The sequence below is a fragment of the Actinoplanes sp. TBRC 11911 genome (assembly GCF_012933445.1).
GTDB lineage: Bacteria > Actinomycetota > Actinomycetes > Mycobacteriales > Micromonosporaceae > Actinoplanes.
On sequence record NZ_JABBNC010000013.1, the window covers coordinates 85,346 to 104,024 of the forward strand.

The window sequence follows — 18,679 nt, forward strand, 5'->3', positions numbered from 1 at the left end:
CTGAGTTGCTGACTCAATCCAGCATCCAAGCTAGCACGATCGATCGTTCTATCAATCAGAAGTGATCCCTCTCATAGCACGACCGGACGTACTTTCTCAGGGTGGCGGAAAGCGACCGGTCGTGCTATGTATTGACGCATGGCTGACGACGAACGCGTGCGAATGGCCCCAGCAGCGGCCTCGACGACCCCTAGCGGTTCCAGAGCGCGCCCGGGGACCGCCGCCAACCCGCCAGCCCAGGACACGCCGGGCCGCAAGCGCCAGGATCGTCGGATTCGAGAGGACGGCGTACGCAGCCGGCGGATGATCCTGGACGCCGCCGCGAGGCTGGCCACCGTCGAGGGCCTCGAGGGCTTGTCGATCGCCCGGCTCGCCGACAAAGCCGGCTTCAGTAAAAGCGGTCTTTTCGCCCACTTCGGCTCAAAGGAAGAGCTGCAACTCGCCACCATCGAGGCAGCGTGGGAGGTGTACGGGCGCGAGATCATCGAGCCCGCGCTGCGCGAGAACGATCCGGTCGCTCGGCTTCGCGGGCTGGCCGAAGGCTTCCTGACCTTGATCGGAGGCGACGTCTTTCCCGGCGGCTGCTTCTTCGCGTCGGCCACTGCCGAGTTCGACACCAGGCCAGGCCCGGTCCTGGACCGTCTTACGGTGCTTGACGACGAGTGGATGCGGAATCTGTCCGAGCAGGTTTCCGCGGCACGCGCCGAGGGCCTCTTCCGGGAGACGGTCGACCCGGAACAGGCCGCGTTCGACATCAACGCCTTCCTGCACCTGGCCAACGAGCGCTACACGCTGCACCACGACGCGACAGATCTCGATCGAGCCCGGCGCAGCATCAACGCGTACCTGAGCGCCGCGGCGACCACGTAACCAACGAGTTCGCCTGCGACAACCCCGCCCGTCAGCTGCTGACGGGCGGGGTTGTCGCTTTCGGGCCGATGTGGCTCGCCTCTCAAAGCGGTCCGCCACGGTTGGAAGTTAGGACGACCAGTCGTACTATTTTTTAGTAGAACGACTGGTCGTTCTTATTAAGCTGGATCGACGTGGGGGATCTTGTGAGTACTGAATCTGCCGTAGTGCCGGCCGGACAGCGCTGGCCCGTACGGCTCTGGATCGTTCTGGCGGTGCTCTGTACCGCCCTGTTCCTGGACGGGCTTGATCTGTCCATCGCGAGTGTGGCCCTGCCATCCATCGGCTCCGACCTGGGCCTGTCAACCGCATCGCTGCAGTGGGTCGTCAACGCCTACGTGCTCGGCTACGGCGGGCTGCTGCTCTTCGGCGGACGCATCGCCGACCTTCTCGGCGGGCGCCGCGTCTTCCTGATCGCGCTCGGCGTCTTCGCGGCCGCATCCGTGTTCGGCGGCCTGGTTCACAACGGCGATCTGCTGATCGTCTCCCGGTTCGTCAAGGGTGTAGCGGCCGCGTTCACCGCGCCGACCGGACTTGCGATCCTGCTGTCGACCTTCCGCGACGACCGCTCCCGCAACCGCGCCCTGTCGATCTTCACGATCTTCGGGGCCAGCGGATTCGCATCCGGGCTGATCATCGGTGGTCTTCTGACCAGTCTCGGCTGGCAATGGGACTTCCTGATCCCGGTACCGCTCGCTTTGGCCGCCCTCATCGCCGGGGTGGCACTGATCGCCAAGGACGGTCCGGCGGCCAGGGCGCGTCAGGATCTGGGCGGCGCGGTAACGCTCGTCGCGGGCACCCTGCTCGCCGTCTACGCCGTGGTGAGCGCACCCAGCCGAGGCTGGGGGGACTCGCTGACCATCGCCTTGCTCGCGATCGCGCTGATCATGCTCATCGCGTTCGTCATCATCGAGAACAAGGTGGCTCAGCCACTTGTGCGTCTTGCCATCCTGAAGAGCGGGCCGATCCTGCGGGCGAATCTGAGCATGGCCGCCCTGTTCGGATCGTTCATCAGCTTCCAGTTCATCATGACGCTCTACCTGCAGGACGGTCTGCACTGGTCGCCGCTGCGGGTCGCGGTCGGTCTGGTGCCCGGACCGGCGATCGTGGCGCTCGGCTCGCTGCCGGTCGCGCGGCTCATCCCCCGGTTCGGCACCGGACCACTGATCGGCGCCGCCCTTACGTTCCTCAGTGCGGGCTACCTCTGGATGCGCATCGCGTCGGGCCACCACCCGACGTACGGGGGAGTGATTCTGCCGACGATGGTTCTGCTCGGCATCGGTTTTGCCTTCGGCTACAGCGCGATCATGGGTCAAGCCACGTACGGCGTCGCCCCGCAGGAACACGGCCTGGCATCCGGTCTGGTGCAGTCCAGCGGACAGATCGGCACCGCGTTCGTCCTGGCCGTGACCACCGCCGTGATCAGCATCGCCGGTCGCGACTTCACCTCGTTCCGGCCCGGCCTGAATCTGGTCCTCGGGATCGCACTCGCCGGGCTGCTGCTCAACGTGGCGCCGCTGCTGGCTCGCCGGCGATCGCTCGTCCCGGCCTGACGAGACTCAGGGGCATTCATCCGGTCCTTCCCGGGTGAATGCCCCTGACCCTGGGGGCGTGCTGCGGCCAGCAGCACCCGGGCCCGGGTGCTGGCGCTCCTGACTCGTCGAGCGCGGATCCCTAGCGTCGAACGCATGAGGAAACTGCTGAGTTTGAGCATCGCGGGGGCGCTCATCGCATCCTCGCGGGGGGGTACACACCCTGGGCGTACACCTCTCCATCGACGACTTCGGCACCGGGTACTTCGCTATGGCGTACCTGAAAACCCCGCCCATCGACGAACGCGCCACCCGCGACGAACTCGACGCCGGCGGCTGCCACGCCATCCAGGGCTACTACATCTCCCGGCCCGTCGCCCTCCCAGCGATTCGACGAATGGCTCGCACGGCAGACCATCACCAGCAGGGCGACCGGAGCGTACGTGTCGAAGATGTGTCGTCACCGTTCATGATGGACATTCGAGTTGGGCCCAACGGTCAAGCCGCATCGAGACCCGAACCGAAGGCACAGCGGGTGCATATGACCTGGCCAGGGAGCATCTAGCTCAATCTCCGCGTGTCCAACATCGACCATGCCGGACCCGCCCGCTAACGGCCGAAAGAGAGATTATCAGGCCGCCGAGCAGCAACAAGGAGGTAAGCAGTTCGCCCGATCGGGCGCCAGACCGCGTGCCGACATGGCCGTTGCCAGCTCCGGATCCCACGGTGTCGGCGCAGGCCGCCCGGCGCCGCCGGATCTCGGGCGGTCGGGACCCGGGTCTCGCGCACCGACCGCACCAGGTTGCCCCACAGCACGAGCTGCTTGCAGCGGTCCACGGCCACATCGGGGTCGATGTCAAGGTCACGGTCACGCAGCTGAGCGGCAACCTCGGCCGCGGACAGATCCGTCAGCAGCGTGCCGGTGAACAGCCGCATGATCGCGATGTACTCGTCGGCGACATCCGCGGTCAGGTAGCTGAAGAGTTTGCGATGGGACGACGTGTCATGCGCGACCTCGGCGAGGTCATCCTGATAGCCCGTTTCCGCGCCACCTCAGGCACCTTTCAGCGGCGCCTGGACCATGACTCCCGTGATGTCTTCGAGGGGCTGGCTCTACTGCCTCGCCGAGCATCCGTGACGGTGACAGCCGGTTCGAGCAGGCGGACCGTCCCGCGCCGGCCGGCTGGCGGCGCGGGGAAGCGGACCTGTGGGTCGGCCTCGCCGCACCGGCCGGGCGCGCGCCCCGGCAAGGCTGGAAAATCCACATCTCGGTCACCGTTCCCGAGGCGGTCCGTTGCCTCCACACCGTTTGGGACTACTGCACGACGCACTGCCTCAGTTTCAAGTTCCTGCGCAGCGCCGACGTCCTCACCATGGTCAATTCCCGGAACGCCGGGCCGGGCTCCAGCGGAAAGCTCGTCACGCTGTATCCGCGGGACGACCGGCAGTTCGAGTGTGCGATCACCGAGCTGTCCGCCCGGCTGGCCGGCATGTCGGGGCCTTTCGTGCCGGGCGCGCTGCGGATCGGCGCGGACCGCTGTACGCACGCTACGGCGCCCACGTGCGGATGTGGTGCCCGGGTGAGAACGACGAGGCGGTGCCGGCGATCGAGGACGTCGGCGGTGAGCTCGTCCCCGATCACCGCGGACCGGTCTTCGCCGTACCGCCGTGGGTGGAGATTCCGGCGATCCTGCGGCCGCACCTGGCCGCGCGGCGCTCCGGCGGGCCGGTGGATTTCCCGTACCGGGTGGACGAGGCCCTGCAGGTCTCCAACGGCGGCGGCATATATCTCGCCCGCAACGCCGCCGGCGAGAAGGTCGTGCTGCGCGAGGCGCGGCCGCACGCCGGCCTGGACTGCCACCGGGCGGATGCGGTCGCCCGCCTACGCCGCGAGCACGCCGTGCTGACCAGGCTCGCCGGTCTCGACGACCACGCTGGACTACAACGTCAGCGTGGTGGTCGTCGGGTCGGTGTCCGCCTGGGCCGGTCCGGCGGTCGCGACCACCGCGATCAGCGCGGCGCCGACGGCGGCCGTCAGTATCTTGAATATCCTCTTCGGTAACACGATCTCCCCCTCCGGGCTCGCGATGGCGGCCCTTCCGCCACCACGGCCCGTCGGCAGCCTGCTCGGACGCCCTGAAACGGCGATGACGCTGTGCTGAAAAGGCCGGGAACCGGGAGATCATCACCTGAGGCTGAACGGCGGGTACCGGTCGGTGACCAGCAGGAACGCGTAGGCCTGTACGCGGAGTGCCCACCGGCCGACGCCCACCATGTAGTCGAACAGCGACCGCGGATAGCGTCCGGTGAAGAGAGCCGGAGTGCGTCCCATCGGCCGAGCCGCCTGGGTCGCCGAGGCGGTCGATCTGGCGCGGTGCGCACTGGATCAGCGGATAGCAGCGTCCACAAGCGTCACTCACGGCGATCGGTTAATGACGCTCAGATGATCGGGCGATGTATCTGACCCCTCGCACCGTTTAGCGTGCACGAGAGGCCCAACGACCGGCGTCACCGCGTGAGCCGGTCATGCCGCACCCGCGACGAGATCCCCAGACCCGCAAGCCGCCGACGGCACAGCGGGCGATCCCGCGTGCTCGGGAACGCCCGCCCACTGAGGAGGATCCATGAGCACGGACCACGCCCTGCCGAATTACGAACAGCTCTTCGGCGAGGTTGACATCCGGCCCGCGGACGAGACGCGGTCGGTGTACTCGCCCGCCGCCTACCTCGCCGACCTGCTTCAGCTCACCGACGAGATCGCGGCCACCGGCGAACCCGGTCAGGCGCTACGGCGGCGCCGGCCCGACCTCGACGACGTGCCGCTCGACGGGCGCGACACCTACACCGAGATCCCTTACCTCGACATCGTCAACGACGTGCTCGGCAACGAGCTGACCGGGCGGACCGAGCCGGTCGACGGCGCCACCCCCGACGAGACCGACGTCGAAGCCCTGCGCATGCTGGCCACGCTGCGGTACCCGTTCGTGGCGCCGTTCTCGTTCGGCCGCGAGCGGGTGCGCCGCTACCTGGCCCGGCTCGGGGTCGAGCCGGTCGAGCTGTACCGGCAGTTCGCCACCGAGGTCGACGCCGACGTGGTCGCCCGCGAATACCTTGGGCTGAGCCCCGCCGACGCCGACATCATCGTCACCGAGCTCGCCGACGGGCAGGCGCTGCGCGAGTGCTACCACCTCGGCACCGCCGCGGACGCGTGGACGACACTCGCCGACGCCGCGCGGTTCCGGCACGCCACCGGGCTGACCGCGGCCGAGCTGCGCGAGCTGCTCGCCGGGCCGTACAGCCAGGCGGGCGCCGCGATCACCCTGGACGCGGCCGAGCACCACCTGGTGGGCACGCCGGCGCCGGCCTGGTTCGACCGCGTCAACCGGTTCGTCCGGCTCGCCCGCCGCAGCGGGCTCACGTTCACCGAGCTCGACCTCGTGGTGCGCACGTGCTGCGCCGGGCAGATCAACGCGGCGGCCCTGCGCGCCGTGGCGGTCGTCATCTGGCTGCGCCGCGCCTACGACCTGCCCCTCGACGTGATCGTCAGCCTCGTCGCGCCGATGCCCGTCCTCGACGCCGGCGACGAGGACAAGGACGAGGACGAGGACGACCTGTTCAACCGCGTCTTCAACCTGCCCTTCCCGGGCGACCCGATCCTCCTGGGGCCGGGGCGCCTGCCCACCGGCTGGGCGAAGCTCCCGGTGCTGCGCTGCGCCGGCGACATGCTGGCCACCGCGAACACCGCCTACCGCCGCCGCGTCGCCACCGCCGTCGGCCTCACCGAACGAGACCTCGCCGCCGTGGTGACCCGCGTCCGGGACCGCGCGACGGGCACCGCGCCGGGACTGTTCGAGGGCCCCGAGCCGGGGCTCGCCGAGCTGTCGCTGCTGCACCGCGCCGGGCGGCTCACCGCGGCGCTCGGCGTGTCCGTCGACGAGCTCTTCGCGCTGCTCGACGCGCTCGGCGCCGACCCGTCGGTCCGCCGCTTCAATCCGCTGCCGATCCTGCTCGACACCGGCGGGACGGCCACCGATCTGGACGCCGTCCTAGCCGGCGCCGACGTCCCCGCCGGGCTCTGGCTCATGCAGCAGCTGTACGCGTTGACCCGCTGGCTGAGCGACGCGGGCCTCGACGCCCGGGACCTTTGCCTGATCCTCGGCGTGCCGACCGGTCCGAGCGGCGGCGACGAGGACGCCGCTGTCCTCGAGTCCCTCCGGGAGCGGTTCGACGCGCTCGGGGTCACCGCCGAGACGTTCCGCTCGGTGCGGTTCGGCGACCGGGCCGCCCAGGTCGTCGCCGACGTCGTCACCTCGGCCGCGCCGGAGGGGGCGCTCGGCGTCGTGCGCCTCGACCCGGCGCAGGTCGCCCCGACCGCGCACGGCGCGCTGGAGGAACTAGCCATCGTCGCCGACGGGGACCTCACCGGCATCGGGCTGGGCGACCGGCTCGCCGCGAAGATCCTCGCGAATCTCGGCTGGGGCGGCTATCTCGGCGCCGGAGCGGTGATCCTGCCCGAGCGACTGCCCGCGGACGCCGCCGACCTGCGTCTGGCCGGCACGTTCGAGGCGTACCGGGATGTGCTTTTCAAGATGATCGCCACCATCTGCGAGGGCCCCGGCATGCTGCCGGTCCCCGGCGAGGACGAGGAGCCCGCGGCGGGGGATCCGTCCTGGTATTTCCCGTCCGACCTCGGCATGCTCACGGGGTTGAGCGACACCGAGCGCGCCGAGCTGTACGACAACCTGGTCTTCCACGGCTACCTGGACGCGAGCGGCCAGATCGCCGACCCCGGCTTCTTCCGGGCGCCGGGCAACCTGGCGGAGTTCAGCGTCGACGTCGATCTCGGCGGGCTCGCCTCCGAGGTGCACGCGCTGCTAGCCGGGCGGGTGGCCGCGTTCGCCGGGGACGCGCCGCCGTTCGATCCGGCGCTCTTCGACGACCTGCCGCTGAGCGTCCAGCAGCGCACGACGCTCGTGGACAGCCTGCGCTTCAACGGCCACGTCGACGCCGAGGACCGCTGGGCCGGCCCGGCCGGGCTTCTCGAGCGCGCGGCCGACGAGTTCGGGCTGGCCGTCGAGCTGCTGGCCTACCGGCGGCCGATCGTCGACGCCGTCAAGGCTGCCCTCGCCGCGCGGCGCACCGAGCTGTACCGGATGGAGGCGGACGACTTCGTCGAGCTTGCCGACGCCGTCACCGCCCGGCGTGTCCTCGACCGGCTCGACGGCGTCTACCTCGACGACGGCTGGCTCATCGCGGCAGCCGCGGCCTTCCTCGCCGACCCGGCCGGCGCCGACGACCCGGCCGGGTTCGCGGGCGCCGACGGGGTGCTGATGCTCGACGGGTTCACCGCCGCCGAGTGCGCCGTCATCACCTCCCGGCTGCGTGAGGTGCTCACCGACGCGGCGCCCTACCGGGTCGACCCGGCGGCGCTGACCACCCTGGGCTTCCCTGGCGACAAGCGTGACCAGCTCATGGCGTATTTGGTGGAGGCGGCCTTCCTGACACCGGCGTACGCGATCGCGCCGGCCCGCGTCGAGTATTTCGCGAGCGTCTACAACGCCGCCGACTTCCGGCTGGCCGGCCTGGAGGACTTCACCACCGACGTCTTCGTGCTGCTGCACCGGGTCGCGGTCGCCACCCGGGACGCCGTCGCGGAGATCGGCGCCTCGCTGGCCCGAGTCGTGGCCGGGCAGCGCGCGGCGGCCGTCGAGGTGCTCGGGGACGCGTTCGGTGCGCCTGCGGCGACGGTCGGGGCCATCGCGGCGGCCCTCGCGGGCGGGCACGAGCAGGTGCTCGACCTCATCGTCGGGCCGGCCCTGGACTCCGACGGGAGCGACCCCGACCTGCGGCGGGCGCTGCGGCGGATCCGGGGCTTCGCGCGCCTGGCGCAGCGGCTCGACCTGGACCCGGCCGAGGTCGACGCGGCGTTCATCGACCAGGACCTCACCGGCAAGTTCCCCGAGCCGCTGCTGCTGCCGACGGGCGTCGACAGTGTCGACGCGCTGCTGGAGAGCGCCGACGGCAACGTGTACCTCTTCCACGCCGACAACGTGTGGCAATACCGCGACGGCCGGCTCCTGGACGCCGAATCGCGGAGCCTGGCCGACCTCTCGCCGGCCCTGGGCTCACTGTCCACGGTCGACGCCGCGTTCCGCGACGGGACCGGCACCGAATGGATCGTCGGGCGCGACGACCAGGCTGCGCCTCGGAGCTTCGCGCGCGAGCCGGGCCGTACCCGCTGGGCCCCGTCCACGCAGGAGTGGGGCGTGGTCACCAACGCGTTCGACGACGCGCCGCGCATCGACGCGGCGTTCGTCGACGACGCCGGGCGGACCTACCTGTTCCGCGGCGAGCAGTACGTGCGCTACTCCGGCACGAACCTCACCACGGTCGACGAGGGCTATCCGCGCCGGATCGGGCAGTGGTGGGAGAACGAGCGGCGCACCACGCCGCTGCCGGCCCGCTTCCGCGAGTCGCTCGACGCCGCCTTCCACGGCCGCGACGACGTGACATATCTGTTCGCCGGAGACAAATTCCTTGCCGTACGCGGCGACGCTGTGGGCGAGTCGGTGACCGGTGAATGGGGTCGCATCGCCAACGCGTTGCACGGCGCGGACCGGGTCGATGCCGCCTACGCCGCCGGGGACGCCCTGCTCGTCTTCGCCGGCAACCAGGTGTTCCGCTACTCCGCGAGCATCGAGGCGCCGGGCGTGCGGGTTGACGACGCCTACCCGCGCACGATCGAGACGCACTACGGCGACGTGCCGGTCGAGTTCGAGGGCGGCGTCGAGGCGGCCTTCGCCGACGTCGACAAGGTCGTGCACCTGTTCAAGAACGGCAAGACGGCCGCGCTGAGCCCCGGCAACGAGGTCGTGCCGACCCCGCAGCGGTGGGGCCGGCTCGGGACGGTCCTGCCCGGCGGCAGGGTGGAGGCCGCGTTCACCGGGCTCGACGGGCGCACCTACCTGTTCTCCGACGACCGTTACGTGCGCTACTCGACGGCGGACTACTCGACCGTCGACGTCGGCTGGCCGCGCGCGATCGCCGGCGACTGGGGCGGGCTGCGCCGCGTCGACGCCGCGTTCGTGCTCGACGGCGCCACCTACCTGTTCGGCGCGGCGGGAGAGCTGTGCACGCTGTCCTTCGAGGGCTGCGAGGCGGAGCTGGCGGCCGGCCGTGCGCCACGTGCCGTGCGCCGCGCCCTCCGGGCGTACGAGATCACTGTGGCCGACACCGCCCTGGTGTTCGGGGTTTCGCCCGACGACTGGCGCCTGAACGCCGAGGGCCAGATCGGCCTGCTGCTGTGCCGCGTCGAGGTGAAGGTTGGGGAGCGGACCGAGCGACGGCTGGTGGTGCGCTGTACCGAGGACACCACGGTGCCGTTCCACGTCCGCTACGCCACCCGCGACTACACCACCCCCGACGCCGGCTTCCCCCGCCCGGTCACCGGCAACTGGTGGAATCTGCCCGACGACCTCGTCGCGCCGGGCGCCGCGTTCGCCACTGTCGACGCGGTGCTCACCGCCCGCGACGGACTGACCTACCTGTTCTCGGGCCCGCAGTTCGTCGTCTTCGACAGCAAGCGGCGCTGGTGGTCCGAGCCGCGTGCGCTCGACGAGCACTGGGACAGCCTGCCCTTCACCCACCTGGACGCCGCGTTCGTCGGCGCCGACGGCAAGACCTACGTGTTCAGCGACACCAGCTATGCGCGCTACTCCGGCGTCGGATTCACCCGCGTCGACGACCGCTACCCAGCCTCGATCACCCCGTTCTGGGGCAACGTGGCCAACAACATCGCCCGCACCGGCCGGGTCGACGCGGCGCTGGTGCTCCCCGACCCGGACAAGGCCGGCACCACGTACACGTACCTGTTCTCCGGTGACCAGTTCGTCCGATACACGCATGTACTCACCGACGCCGAGCGGCCCTACTATGAGGCCGGCCTCGCGACCGAGCCAGGCGTCGTCGACCTCGGCTATCCGCGCAAGCTGTCGGCGCTGTCCGGCGAGCCGCGTCTGGGTGCGCTCACCGCGGACCTCGACGGTGTCGACGCCGCTTTCGCCGACCGGGGCACCGTCTACCTGCTGCGGGGACGGCGGATCCACTCGGTCTCGGCCACGCCGTACCGCCGCTACGACGCCGTGGTGCCGGCCGTGGTCGGCTGTGTCCTCGTCGAGGACGGTGCGCCGCACGTCGAGCAACCCGACGGCTGGCACCGGGTCAGCGCGATCGAGGGCGCCACCGTGAGCACGCCCGAGTCACGGCCGCGTGTCCTGCGTGACGTGCCGGTGTCGTGGCGTACCGGGCTCGACGCCGTCCTGGCCGGCACCGACGGCAACACCTACCTCTTCCAGGGCACGTCCTGCTTCGGCGTCGACGTCGGCCACGAGTTCCCGCTGGCCGAGGAGTTGGGACGGCCGCGCAACGCCTTCTACCACGACGACCGGGTGGACGCCGCGTTCGTCGGCACCGACGGGCGGACCTACGTCTTCAGCGGCGAGCAGTTCGTGGCGTACCAGGGCAAGGCGTACGACGGTCTGCTCGACGAGGAGCCGCGGCCGATCGCCGAGCACTGGGGCGGATTGTCGCGCGTCGTTCTGGCGTACGTCCGGGAAGGCACCACCTATGTGTTCGGGGCGGCGGAGGCCGACGGGACGATGCCGTACGTCGTCTACTCCGGGCACGACTACACCACGCCGGACGCGGGCTATCCGCGCACCACCGGCGCCGGCTTCTGGGGGCTGCCCGATCGGTACCGCCCGGCCGGGTTCACCGCGCCGACGGCCGTGCTGACCAGCGGCGACAGCCTGCTGTTCGTCGTCGGCGGCAACTATGTGCAGCACCATGAGACCGCCGGCACCTGGTCCTACCCGCGCCCGCTGGAACGGCTGTGGCGCGGGCTCGGCGGCATCGGCAAGGACACCGTCGAGGGTCTGGTCACCGCGTTCACCGGGGCCGACGAGGCGACCTACTTCTTCTTCGCCGACGGGTTCGTCCGCCACCACGGCGGGGTCGCCGAGCCGCGGCGGCGCGTCCGTGAGCAGTGGGGACGCACCACCAACCCGTTCCTGACCGGCTCCGGCAGCGACATCGTGGACGCCGCGGTGGTCGTGCGCGGGGTGACCTACCTGTTCTCCGGCGAGCGGTACGTGCGCTACTCCGGCAGCGACTACCGGTACGTCGACGCGGGCTACCCGAAGCCGATCGTGGCCGGTCTGCGCACCGAGGACGGCTTCGGGGGGCTGCCCGCTACGTTCGACGACGACCTCGCCGAACGGTTCGCGGCCGGACGAGTGATGATCGACGGCGCGTTCGCCGACGAGCGGCACGTCTACCTCTTCGTCGACCGGACCTGTCATGTGGTCTCGCACGAGCTCGCCGGGACGTACGACCTCGGCATCCTGGGCAGCGTGCGCAACGTCATCGCCGAGCGTGGCCGCGTCGACGCGGCCCTGGTGACGCCGAGCGCGACGCTGCTGTTCTCGGGTGATCAGTACGTGCGGTACAGCTCCGCGGTCGGCGACCACACGGTCGCGGACGAGGGCTATCCCAGGACTATCGGCGGCTGGCTGCCGCAGGAGCTCGGTCTCGCGCCGGGCGCGCTGCCGTTCCGCGACACGATCGACGCGGCGCTGTGCACCGGAGACAACCGGGTGATCCTCTTCGCCGGCGAGCAGTTCGCGACGATCGCCGCCGGCACGGTGTCGGTGGCGCCGGTGCGCGGCGCGTGGGGCGTGGTGCGCAACGGCTTCCGGCTGCCCGGCGCCGGGCTCGATGCCGCGTTCGTGGCGCCGGCCGGCGAGCTCTACGCGTTCGCCGGCGACCAGTACGTGCGTTACGCGGCCGGCAAGCCGGAGAAGGTCGACGACGGCTACCCGCGGCTGATCCGCGACGCGTGGGGCGACCTGCCGACGCTGTTCGAGGATCGCCTCGACACGGCCTTCACCCTCGACGGGCGGGTCTACCTCGGGCTGGGCGCGGAGTACGTGCGTTACGGCAACGGTCACTTTGACGCGGTGGACCGCACCTATCCGCAGCAGTACCGGCACCGCTGGTCGGCCACCGCCGACTACCGGCTCGCCGACCTGCACACGATCACCCGCGTGGTGGCGCTCGCCCGGACGCATCCGGACCCCGATGGCGGCCTGACCACGTTCCTGGCGCCCGGCCCGCGCGTGGTCGCCGAGCCCTACCGCTACCTCGCGGACCTCTTCGGCTGGGACGTCGATGAGGTGGCCTGGTGCCGGCGCAACAGCCGCTTCCTGTCCGGCGCGGCCGCCGACGAGGAGCGCGTCGAGTGGGAGTTCCTGCTGGAGCTGTCCGATCTGTTCGCGGTCACCCGCCGCCTGGGCATCGGACCGTCGAGGGTGGTCGCCGACGTCTTCGACCGGCTGCACCCGGACGCCGGGCGTCCCGAGGAGGCCGCGATCGACGCCGCCGCCGACGCGCTGCTCGACCTGCTGAGCCGTGTCACCGACGCGCAGTCGCGCACGGAGACGCACAACGAGCTCAACGCCATCCTGCGGGATGCGCTGCTCGCCGCGGTGCTCGCCCGCGCCGGCGCCGACACGACCGCGCGTGACCTGTTCGACCGGCTGCTCGTCGACGTCGAGATGGGCGGCCGGGGCGTCACCTCCCGGGTGCGCGAGGCGATCGCGGCGGCCCAGCTCTACCTGCACCGCTATCTGCTGAACCTGGAGGCGCTGCCGCCGGTCGACGAGAACGCCGACCCGGTCGTCGCCGAGGCCGCGGTGGTGGCGGCCGAGGCGACCCGGGAGCGGGTCCGCACCTGGTGGCCGTGGACCCGGTCGTACCGGATCTGGGAGGCGCATCGCAAGGTGTTCCTGTACCCGGAGAACTACCTGCGTCCGGAGCTGCGCGCGGCAAAGACGCCGGCGTTCACCGGGCTGGAGAGCGATCTGCTGCAGGGGGAGATCACCGCGGACACCGTCGAGCGCGCCTACAAGCGCTACCTTGACGAATACACCGAGGTGTCGCGGCTGACGATCGCCGGCGGCTACGTCTACACGAAGGACCGCAACCCGAACGGCGCGCGCCGCCTGGTGCTGTTCGGTCGCACCCGCACCGACCCGCGCCGCTACTACTACCGGCTGGCCGAGTTCGCCACCCGCGACAAGCTCGCCGCGTCGTGGGAGGCGTGGCAGCCGGTCGGCGTGCAGATCGACGCCGACCACGTGCACCCGGTGCATGCCTTCGGCCGGGTCTTCGTCTTCTGGGTGGTCACCGAGCCGGTGCGCGACGCCTCGACCAGCACCACCGTCGTCGCGCGCGACGCGACCGGCGGCGGCCAGGCGGTGTCCTCGCCGCCCGGCCAGCAGCGGGTCCGCCTCATGTACTCGTTCTACAACCTCACCAAGGACTGGGTGCCCGCGCAGATCCTCGGCCACGGCATCGCCGAGACCGGCACGATCGGCGACGCGACGCTGCTGGTCCAGCCGCGCCTGGCCGCCGACGGCGAACGCATGACCGTGGTCGTGGCCTGCAACTACACGGTGACGGTTCCGTCGGAGGACCCGGCGAAACCGGCGACGACCCGGCCCGGCTCCGCGCTGTTCGAACTCAACCCCGAGCTGTACGCCGTGGACCTGTCGAGCGCCACCGACGCCAACGCCGTCGCCGTCGCCCTCGACGTCGACGCCGCCCAGGCGAGCGCGGCCACCACCGAGCGGGTCGGCCGGGTCTTCGTCGACCCCGTCGAGCCGGGCGCCGCGGTCCGCTTCGACGCACCGACCCGATCGGAGATCTGGTTCAGCGTCGACCACCAGGGCGGCAGCGTGCTCTGCCGGCCGATCGTGGTCGAGCCCGAGACGCTGCCCGTGCCGGCGACGCCGTTGAAGAAGGACCGGCTGCCGGTCTGGTCGCGCGTCGACGCGGCGGTCGAGCTGCCCGGCGGCACCCGCTACTTCTTCGACAACACGAACCACACCTTCGCCGAGGCGCCTGGTCCGAAGGGCACGGTCGGCGACCCGATCGGGATCGCCAAGCGCTTCGGCTGGCCGGCCACCGTCCTGCCCGACGACGGCAAGGTCGACGCGGTGCTCGTGCGCGCCAACGAGACGATCGTCGTCAGCGGCGGTCAATACGTGCGGTTCCGGGCGACCCCGTTCGAGCGGTTCGACGCCGACTACCCGCTGCCGCTGACGAACAACCCCGACCGGCTTCCCTCGTGGGATCACATCGACGTCGCGTTCGTCGGCGCCGACGACATCGAGTACTTCATCAACGGCGACCAGTTCACCACCTCCGAGGACCTCACCAGCACGAAGTCCCTGCGCGAGCACTGGGTGCGCAAGGTCGTGCCGGATGCCGTGTGGACGACGCTGATGGCCACGTTCCGGGCCGTGGTGGTCACCGACAGCCGCACCTACCTGGTGTGGCAGGACCAGTACCTGCGGTTCGAGCATCCGAAGACCGATCCGCCGAAGGGCAAGACCAAGAAGGACCTCGAGCCGTACGCCAAGCCGGACGGGGGACTGCGTTTCCTCTCCGGCAACGGCGACGGGCTCCCGGCCAAGGTCCCGGCGGGCACCCGGCTGGCCTGGCGCAAGAACGTCCTCTACGCGTTCGACAACACCGCGCGGACGTACACGGCGACCACCGGCGGCACGACCGGCAAACCGCGGCCGATCGGCGCGGGCAGCAGCATCGCCCGCGACCGGATCGTCGACGGCGCCTGGATGTCGGGCCGTAGCCTCTACCTGGCGGGCGGCAACGAGTACGTCCGGTACACCCTGCCGGAGGGCTCCGACGTCGTGCCGGCGCTGATCGACGAGGGCTACCCCAAGCCGTTCCCCGGTCCGGTCGACGCGATTCTGCACCGCGGCGACGATCTGTTCCTGTTCACCAAGGAGCGGTACGCCTTCGTGAACGCGACCGTGGAGCCGTTCGTGGCGCCGGCCGACCGCTCGGTTTACGACGGATGGGCCGGCCTGCCGCGCACCACGGGCGTGCCGTTCGACGCGGCGATGCGCACCGGCAGCGAGCTGATCCTTTTCACCGGCAACACCATTTCCCGGTACGCCCAAACGGGCACCGTTCCCCGGCCGTACGAAATGGCGGGTTTGCCCTTTGAACTCATCAGGCTCACCACCGGCACCGCGTCGACGCTGAACCAGAAGCTGCTCTCCGGTGGCGTGCCGGCGCTGCTGGATCTGTCCACCCAGGAGACCGACGAGGCCGCGCTGAGCACCGAGGCGACGGCCACCGGCGCGATCCGGGTGCGCAAGTCGATGGTCGCCGAGGGGAAGCTGCCGACGGGTTCGCACCTGGACTTCCGCAGCGCCAACGGCATCTACTACCAGGAGATCTTCTTCCACGCGCCGCTGCTCATCGCGCAGGCACTGAACGCGGCGCAGCGGTTCGAGGACGCCAAACGCTGGTACGAGTACGTCTTCGACCCCACCCACCCGTCGTCGTACTGGCGGTATCTGCCCTTCCTCGCAATCGATCTGGCCGCACTCGCCGACAGCGTGGAGGCCGACCTGTCCCGGCTGCGTAACCTGCGGCCGGCGCCGGCCGAGGTGCGCACCGCGCTGGCGAAGACCCTCACGGCGCTGCGCACCTACGCGCCGGCGGCACAGCAGGGACGGGCGCCGGCCACCCCGGCCGAACAGGAGGCGTTCGACACGCTCACCTCGACCGCCGAACACCTGAAGATCACCGGCGCAGTCGACGCTCTCGCCGCGCGGACCGACCTCACCGCGGCGCAGCGGGCCAGGGTCACCACAGTGCGCGAGCGGGCGCTCATGATCGTCGACGTCGAACGGCAACTGGACCGGCTCGGCGACCGTGACGGGCTGCTCAAGGCCTATCAGGAGGACCCGTTCAACCCGTACGCGATCGCCGACCTCCGGCCGGTCGCGCATCGGCGGGCGGTCGTCATGGCGTACGTCGACAATCTGCTCGACTGGGGTGACCTGCTGTTCCGGCAGTACACGCCGGAGAGCGTCGACGAGGCGCGGATGCTCTACCTGTTCGCCTACGACCTGCTCGGCGCGCCGCCCGAGCGGCTGGCGACGGCGCTGCCCTCGGCGGCGGAGACGTTCGAGGAGATCGGTCCCGACCTGGTCGGGCAGCTCACCAGCGGTGGCACGCTCGTGGACGGCGCGGGTGTCGTGCACGCCGGGGTTACCAGCAGCTACTTCCACATCCCGGACAACGAGGTCTTCGAGGCGTACTGGATCCGGGTCCTTGATCGGCTCACCAAGATCCGGCAGTCGCTGAACATCCTCGGCATCAGCCAGCCGCTCCCGCTGTTCGCGCCGCCCATCGACCCGATGGCGCTCGTGCGCAGTGCCGCCGCGGGCGAACTGCTCGACGGGCTCACCGCGCCGGTCGAGATCCCGGTGCCGCAGCATCGCTTCAGCACGCTGCTGCGCCGGGCGCAGGACCTCGCCGACAAGCTGCGCTCGCTCGGCACCGACCTGGTCAGTGCGCTCGAACGCGGCAACGCCGAAGAACTGAGCCTGCTGCAGGGGCGGCAGGAGAAGGAGATCCTCACCCTCACCCGAGCGATCAAGCAGGCGCAGGTCACCTCCGCCGAACAGACGCTCGCCGAGCTGACCGCGAGCCAGCAGGAGGCGACCGCCCGAGCCGCGCACTACGACACGCTCATCGCCACCGGCATGTCGGCCCTGGAACGCGGGCAGGCCGACAGCATGGCGACCGGCGCCGACCTGAACCTCGCCGCCGGCATCATCAAGATCGCGGCGAGCATCGCGCACGTCGTGCCCGAGTTCTACCTCGGCCCGTTCATCGTCGGCACCAAGACCGGCGGGCGCAGCCTCGGCGCCACGCTCGACAACGTCGCCGGAGCGACCGAGTCGATGGGCGAGGCGTACAGCATGAAGGGCGAGCTCATGGGCGTCCAAGCCCAGTTCGAGCGGATGAGCCAGGACTGGACCCAGCAGCTCGCGACCGCGCGCAGCGACATCGAGCAGATCACGCATCGCATCGCCGGCGCGAACGCGCAGCTCGTCAGCGCCCGGCAGGACGCCGAGATCCTCGAACGGCAGCTCGCGCACAACGACGCCATCGGGGTGTTCATGCGCGACAAGTTCAGCAACGCGCAGCTCTACCACTGGATGGCCGACGGGCTCGGCGCGCTGTACTTCCAGGCGTACCACCTGGCCTACGACACGGCGCGGGCCGCGGAACGCGCGCTGCAGTTCGAGGCGGGCATTTCCGAGACCTTCGTACGCCCGTCGTACTGGGACAGCCGACGCAACGGTCTGCTGGCGGCCGAGACGCTGTCGCTCGATCTGGATCGGCTCGCGGCAGCGCAGGCCGGGCTTGGAGGTCTTGGTGGGCGCGGTCTCGAAGTCACCCGTCAGGTGTCGTTGCGCGAGCTCGACCCGGTCGCGCTGGTGCGCTTCCGCACCGCCGGGACCTGCGAGTTCGCGCTCACCGAGGCACTGTTCGACGAGGATTTCCCCGGCCACTTCCGCCGGCAGATCCGCACCGTCACGGTGACGTTCACCGACGGCGAGGGCAACCCGGCCACGGTCAACGCCACGCTGACCCAGCTCGGGCACAAGACCGTGCTCTCGGCCGACCCGCAGGCGGTGCGGTTCCTGCTCGACCCGCAGGGCGCGATGCCGGCGACGGTACGCGGCGAGTGGCGTGCCGGGGAGAAGATCGCGCTGTCGCAGCCCGACGGCGGCCGCGAGAACAACGGCCTGTTCGAGCTGCGCTTCGACGACGAACGCCTGCTGCCCTTCGAGGGTACCGGCGCGGTCTCCACGTGGCGGCTGCAGCGTGCCGGGCGGCTTCCGGCGACGCTGTCGGACGTCGTGATCGTCGTGAAGTACACCGCGGAGGACGGCGGCGAGCTCTTCGCGAACGCGGTGAAGGGCATGCGGCGGCCGCACCCGGCGGCGCGGTTCTTCGACCTGGCCCGCGACTTCTCGCAGGAGTGGGCCGACTTCCTCGCCAACGGCGATCGGGAGCTGGTGCTGCCGTTCAGCGCCGACATGTTCCCCGACCTCGTGGGCCGGCGGATCACCGGCATCTACCCGACGTACGAGCTGGCCAACGGCGCGTCGAGCCGGCTGCTGCTCGGCGGCGACCCGGCGATGGCGCTGACCGAGTCGCGGCTGCTGACGACGCCCGGTCTCGCGCTGCGCGGCACACCGTGGTCCTTCACGGTCGAGGGGCCGAAAGAGAACGTCCGCAACGTCGGGCTGGTGCTGACCTACCAGGCTCGCGAGCAGTAGAGG

The 18,679-nt window shown here is 70.6% G+C and carries 7 protein-coding genes; 5 read left to right on the forward strand and 2 right to left on the reverse strand.

Annotated elements, in window-relative coordinates; translation table 11 throughout:
* Window positions 1-303 precede the first annotated feature (303 nt).
* The 3 genes from HH310_RS19685 (at window position 304) to HH310_RS19695 (ending at window position 3,006) form a co-directional block, all read left to right on the forward strand.
* The gene (locus tag HH310_RS19685; protein ID WP_211192375.1) at window positions 304-870 is read left to right on the forward strand and encodes a TetR/AcrR family transcriptional regulator; all 567 of its coding nucleotides are present in this window, start codon (window positions 304-306) and stop codon (window positions 868-870) included.
* A gap of 206 nt (window positions 871-1,076) precedes the next feature.
* The gene (locus tag HH310_RS19690; protein ID WP_312034216.1) at window positions 1,077-2,462 is read left to right on the forward strand and encodes an MFS transporter; all 1,386 of its coding nucleotides are present in this window, start codon (window positions 1,077-1,079) and stop codon (window positions 2,460-2,462) included.
* Between the two features lie 250 nt (window positions 2,463-2,712).
* On the forward strand, window positions 2,713-3,006 hold the full coding sequence (locus HH310_RS19695) for a hypothetical protein (RefSeq protein ID WP_169177046.1): 294 nt from the start codon (window positions 2,713-2,715) through the stop codon (window positions 3,004-3,006).
* A 44-nt stretch (window positions 3,007-3,050) separates the two neighbouring features.
* Here HH310_RS19695 and HH310_RS19700 read toward each other — a convergent pair whose 3' ends face one another.
* The gene (locus tag HH310_RS19700; RefSeq protein ID WP_169177133.1) at window positions 3,051-3,413 is read right to left on the reverse strand and encodes a DUF2397 family protein; all 363 of its coding nucleotides are present in this window, start codon (window positions 3,411-3,413) and stop codon (window positions 3,051-3,053) included.
* Between the two features lie 589 nt (window positions 3,414-4,002).
* Between HH310_RS19700 and HH310_RS19705 the strand changes: the two genes are divergently transcribed.
* Window positions 4,003-4,503, forward strand: a complete 501-nt coding sequence (locus HH310_RS19705) for a hypothetical protein (RefSeq protein ID WP_169177047.1) — start codon at window positions 4,003-4,005, stop codon at window positions 4,501-4,503.
* 123 nt (window positions 4,504-4,626) lie between these two features.
* Here HH310_RS19705 and HH310_RS19710 read toward each other — a convergent pair whose 3' ends face one another.
* Window positions 4,627-4,773 (reverse strand): DUF4389 domain-containing protein, encoded by a 147-nt coding sequence (locus HH310_RS19710; RefSeq protein ID WP_248294168.1) that lies wholly within the window; start codon window positions 4,771-4,773, stop codon window positions 4,627-4,629.
* A 292-nt stretch (window positions 4,774-5,065) separates the two neighbouring features.
* Between HH310_RS19710 and HH310_RS19715 the strand changes: the two genes are divergently transcribed.
* Window positions 5,066-18,676, forward strand: a complete 13,611-nt coding sequence (locus HH310_RS19715) for a hemopexin repeat-containing protein (protein ID WP_169177048.1) — start codon at window positions 5,066-5,068, stop codon at window positions 18,674-18,676.
* The last annotated feature ends 3 nt before the right edge of the window (window positions 18,677-18,679 follow it).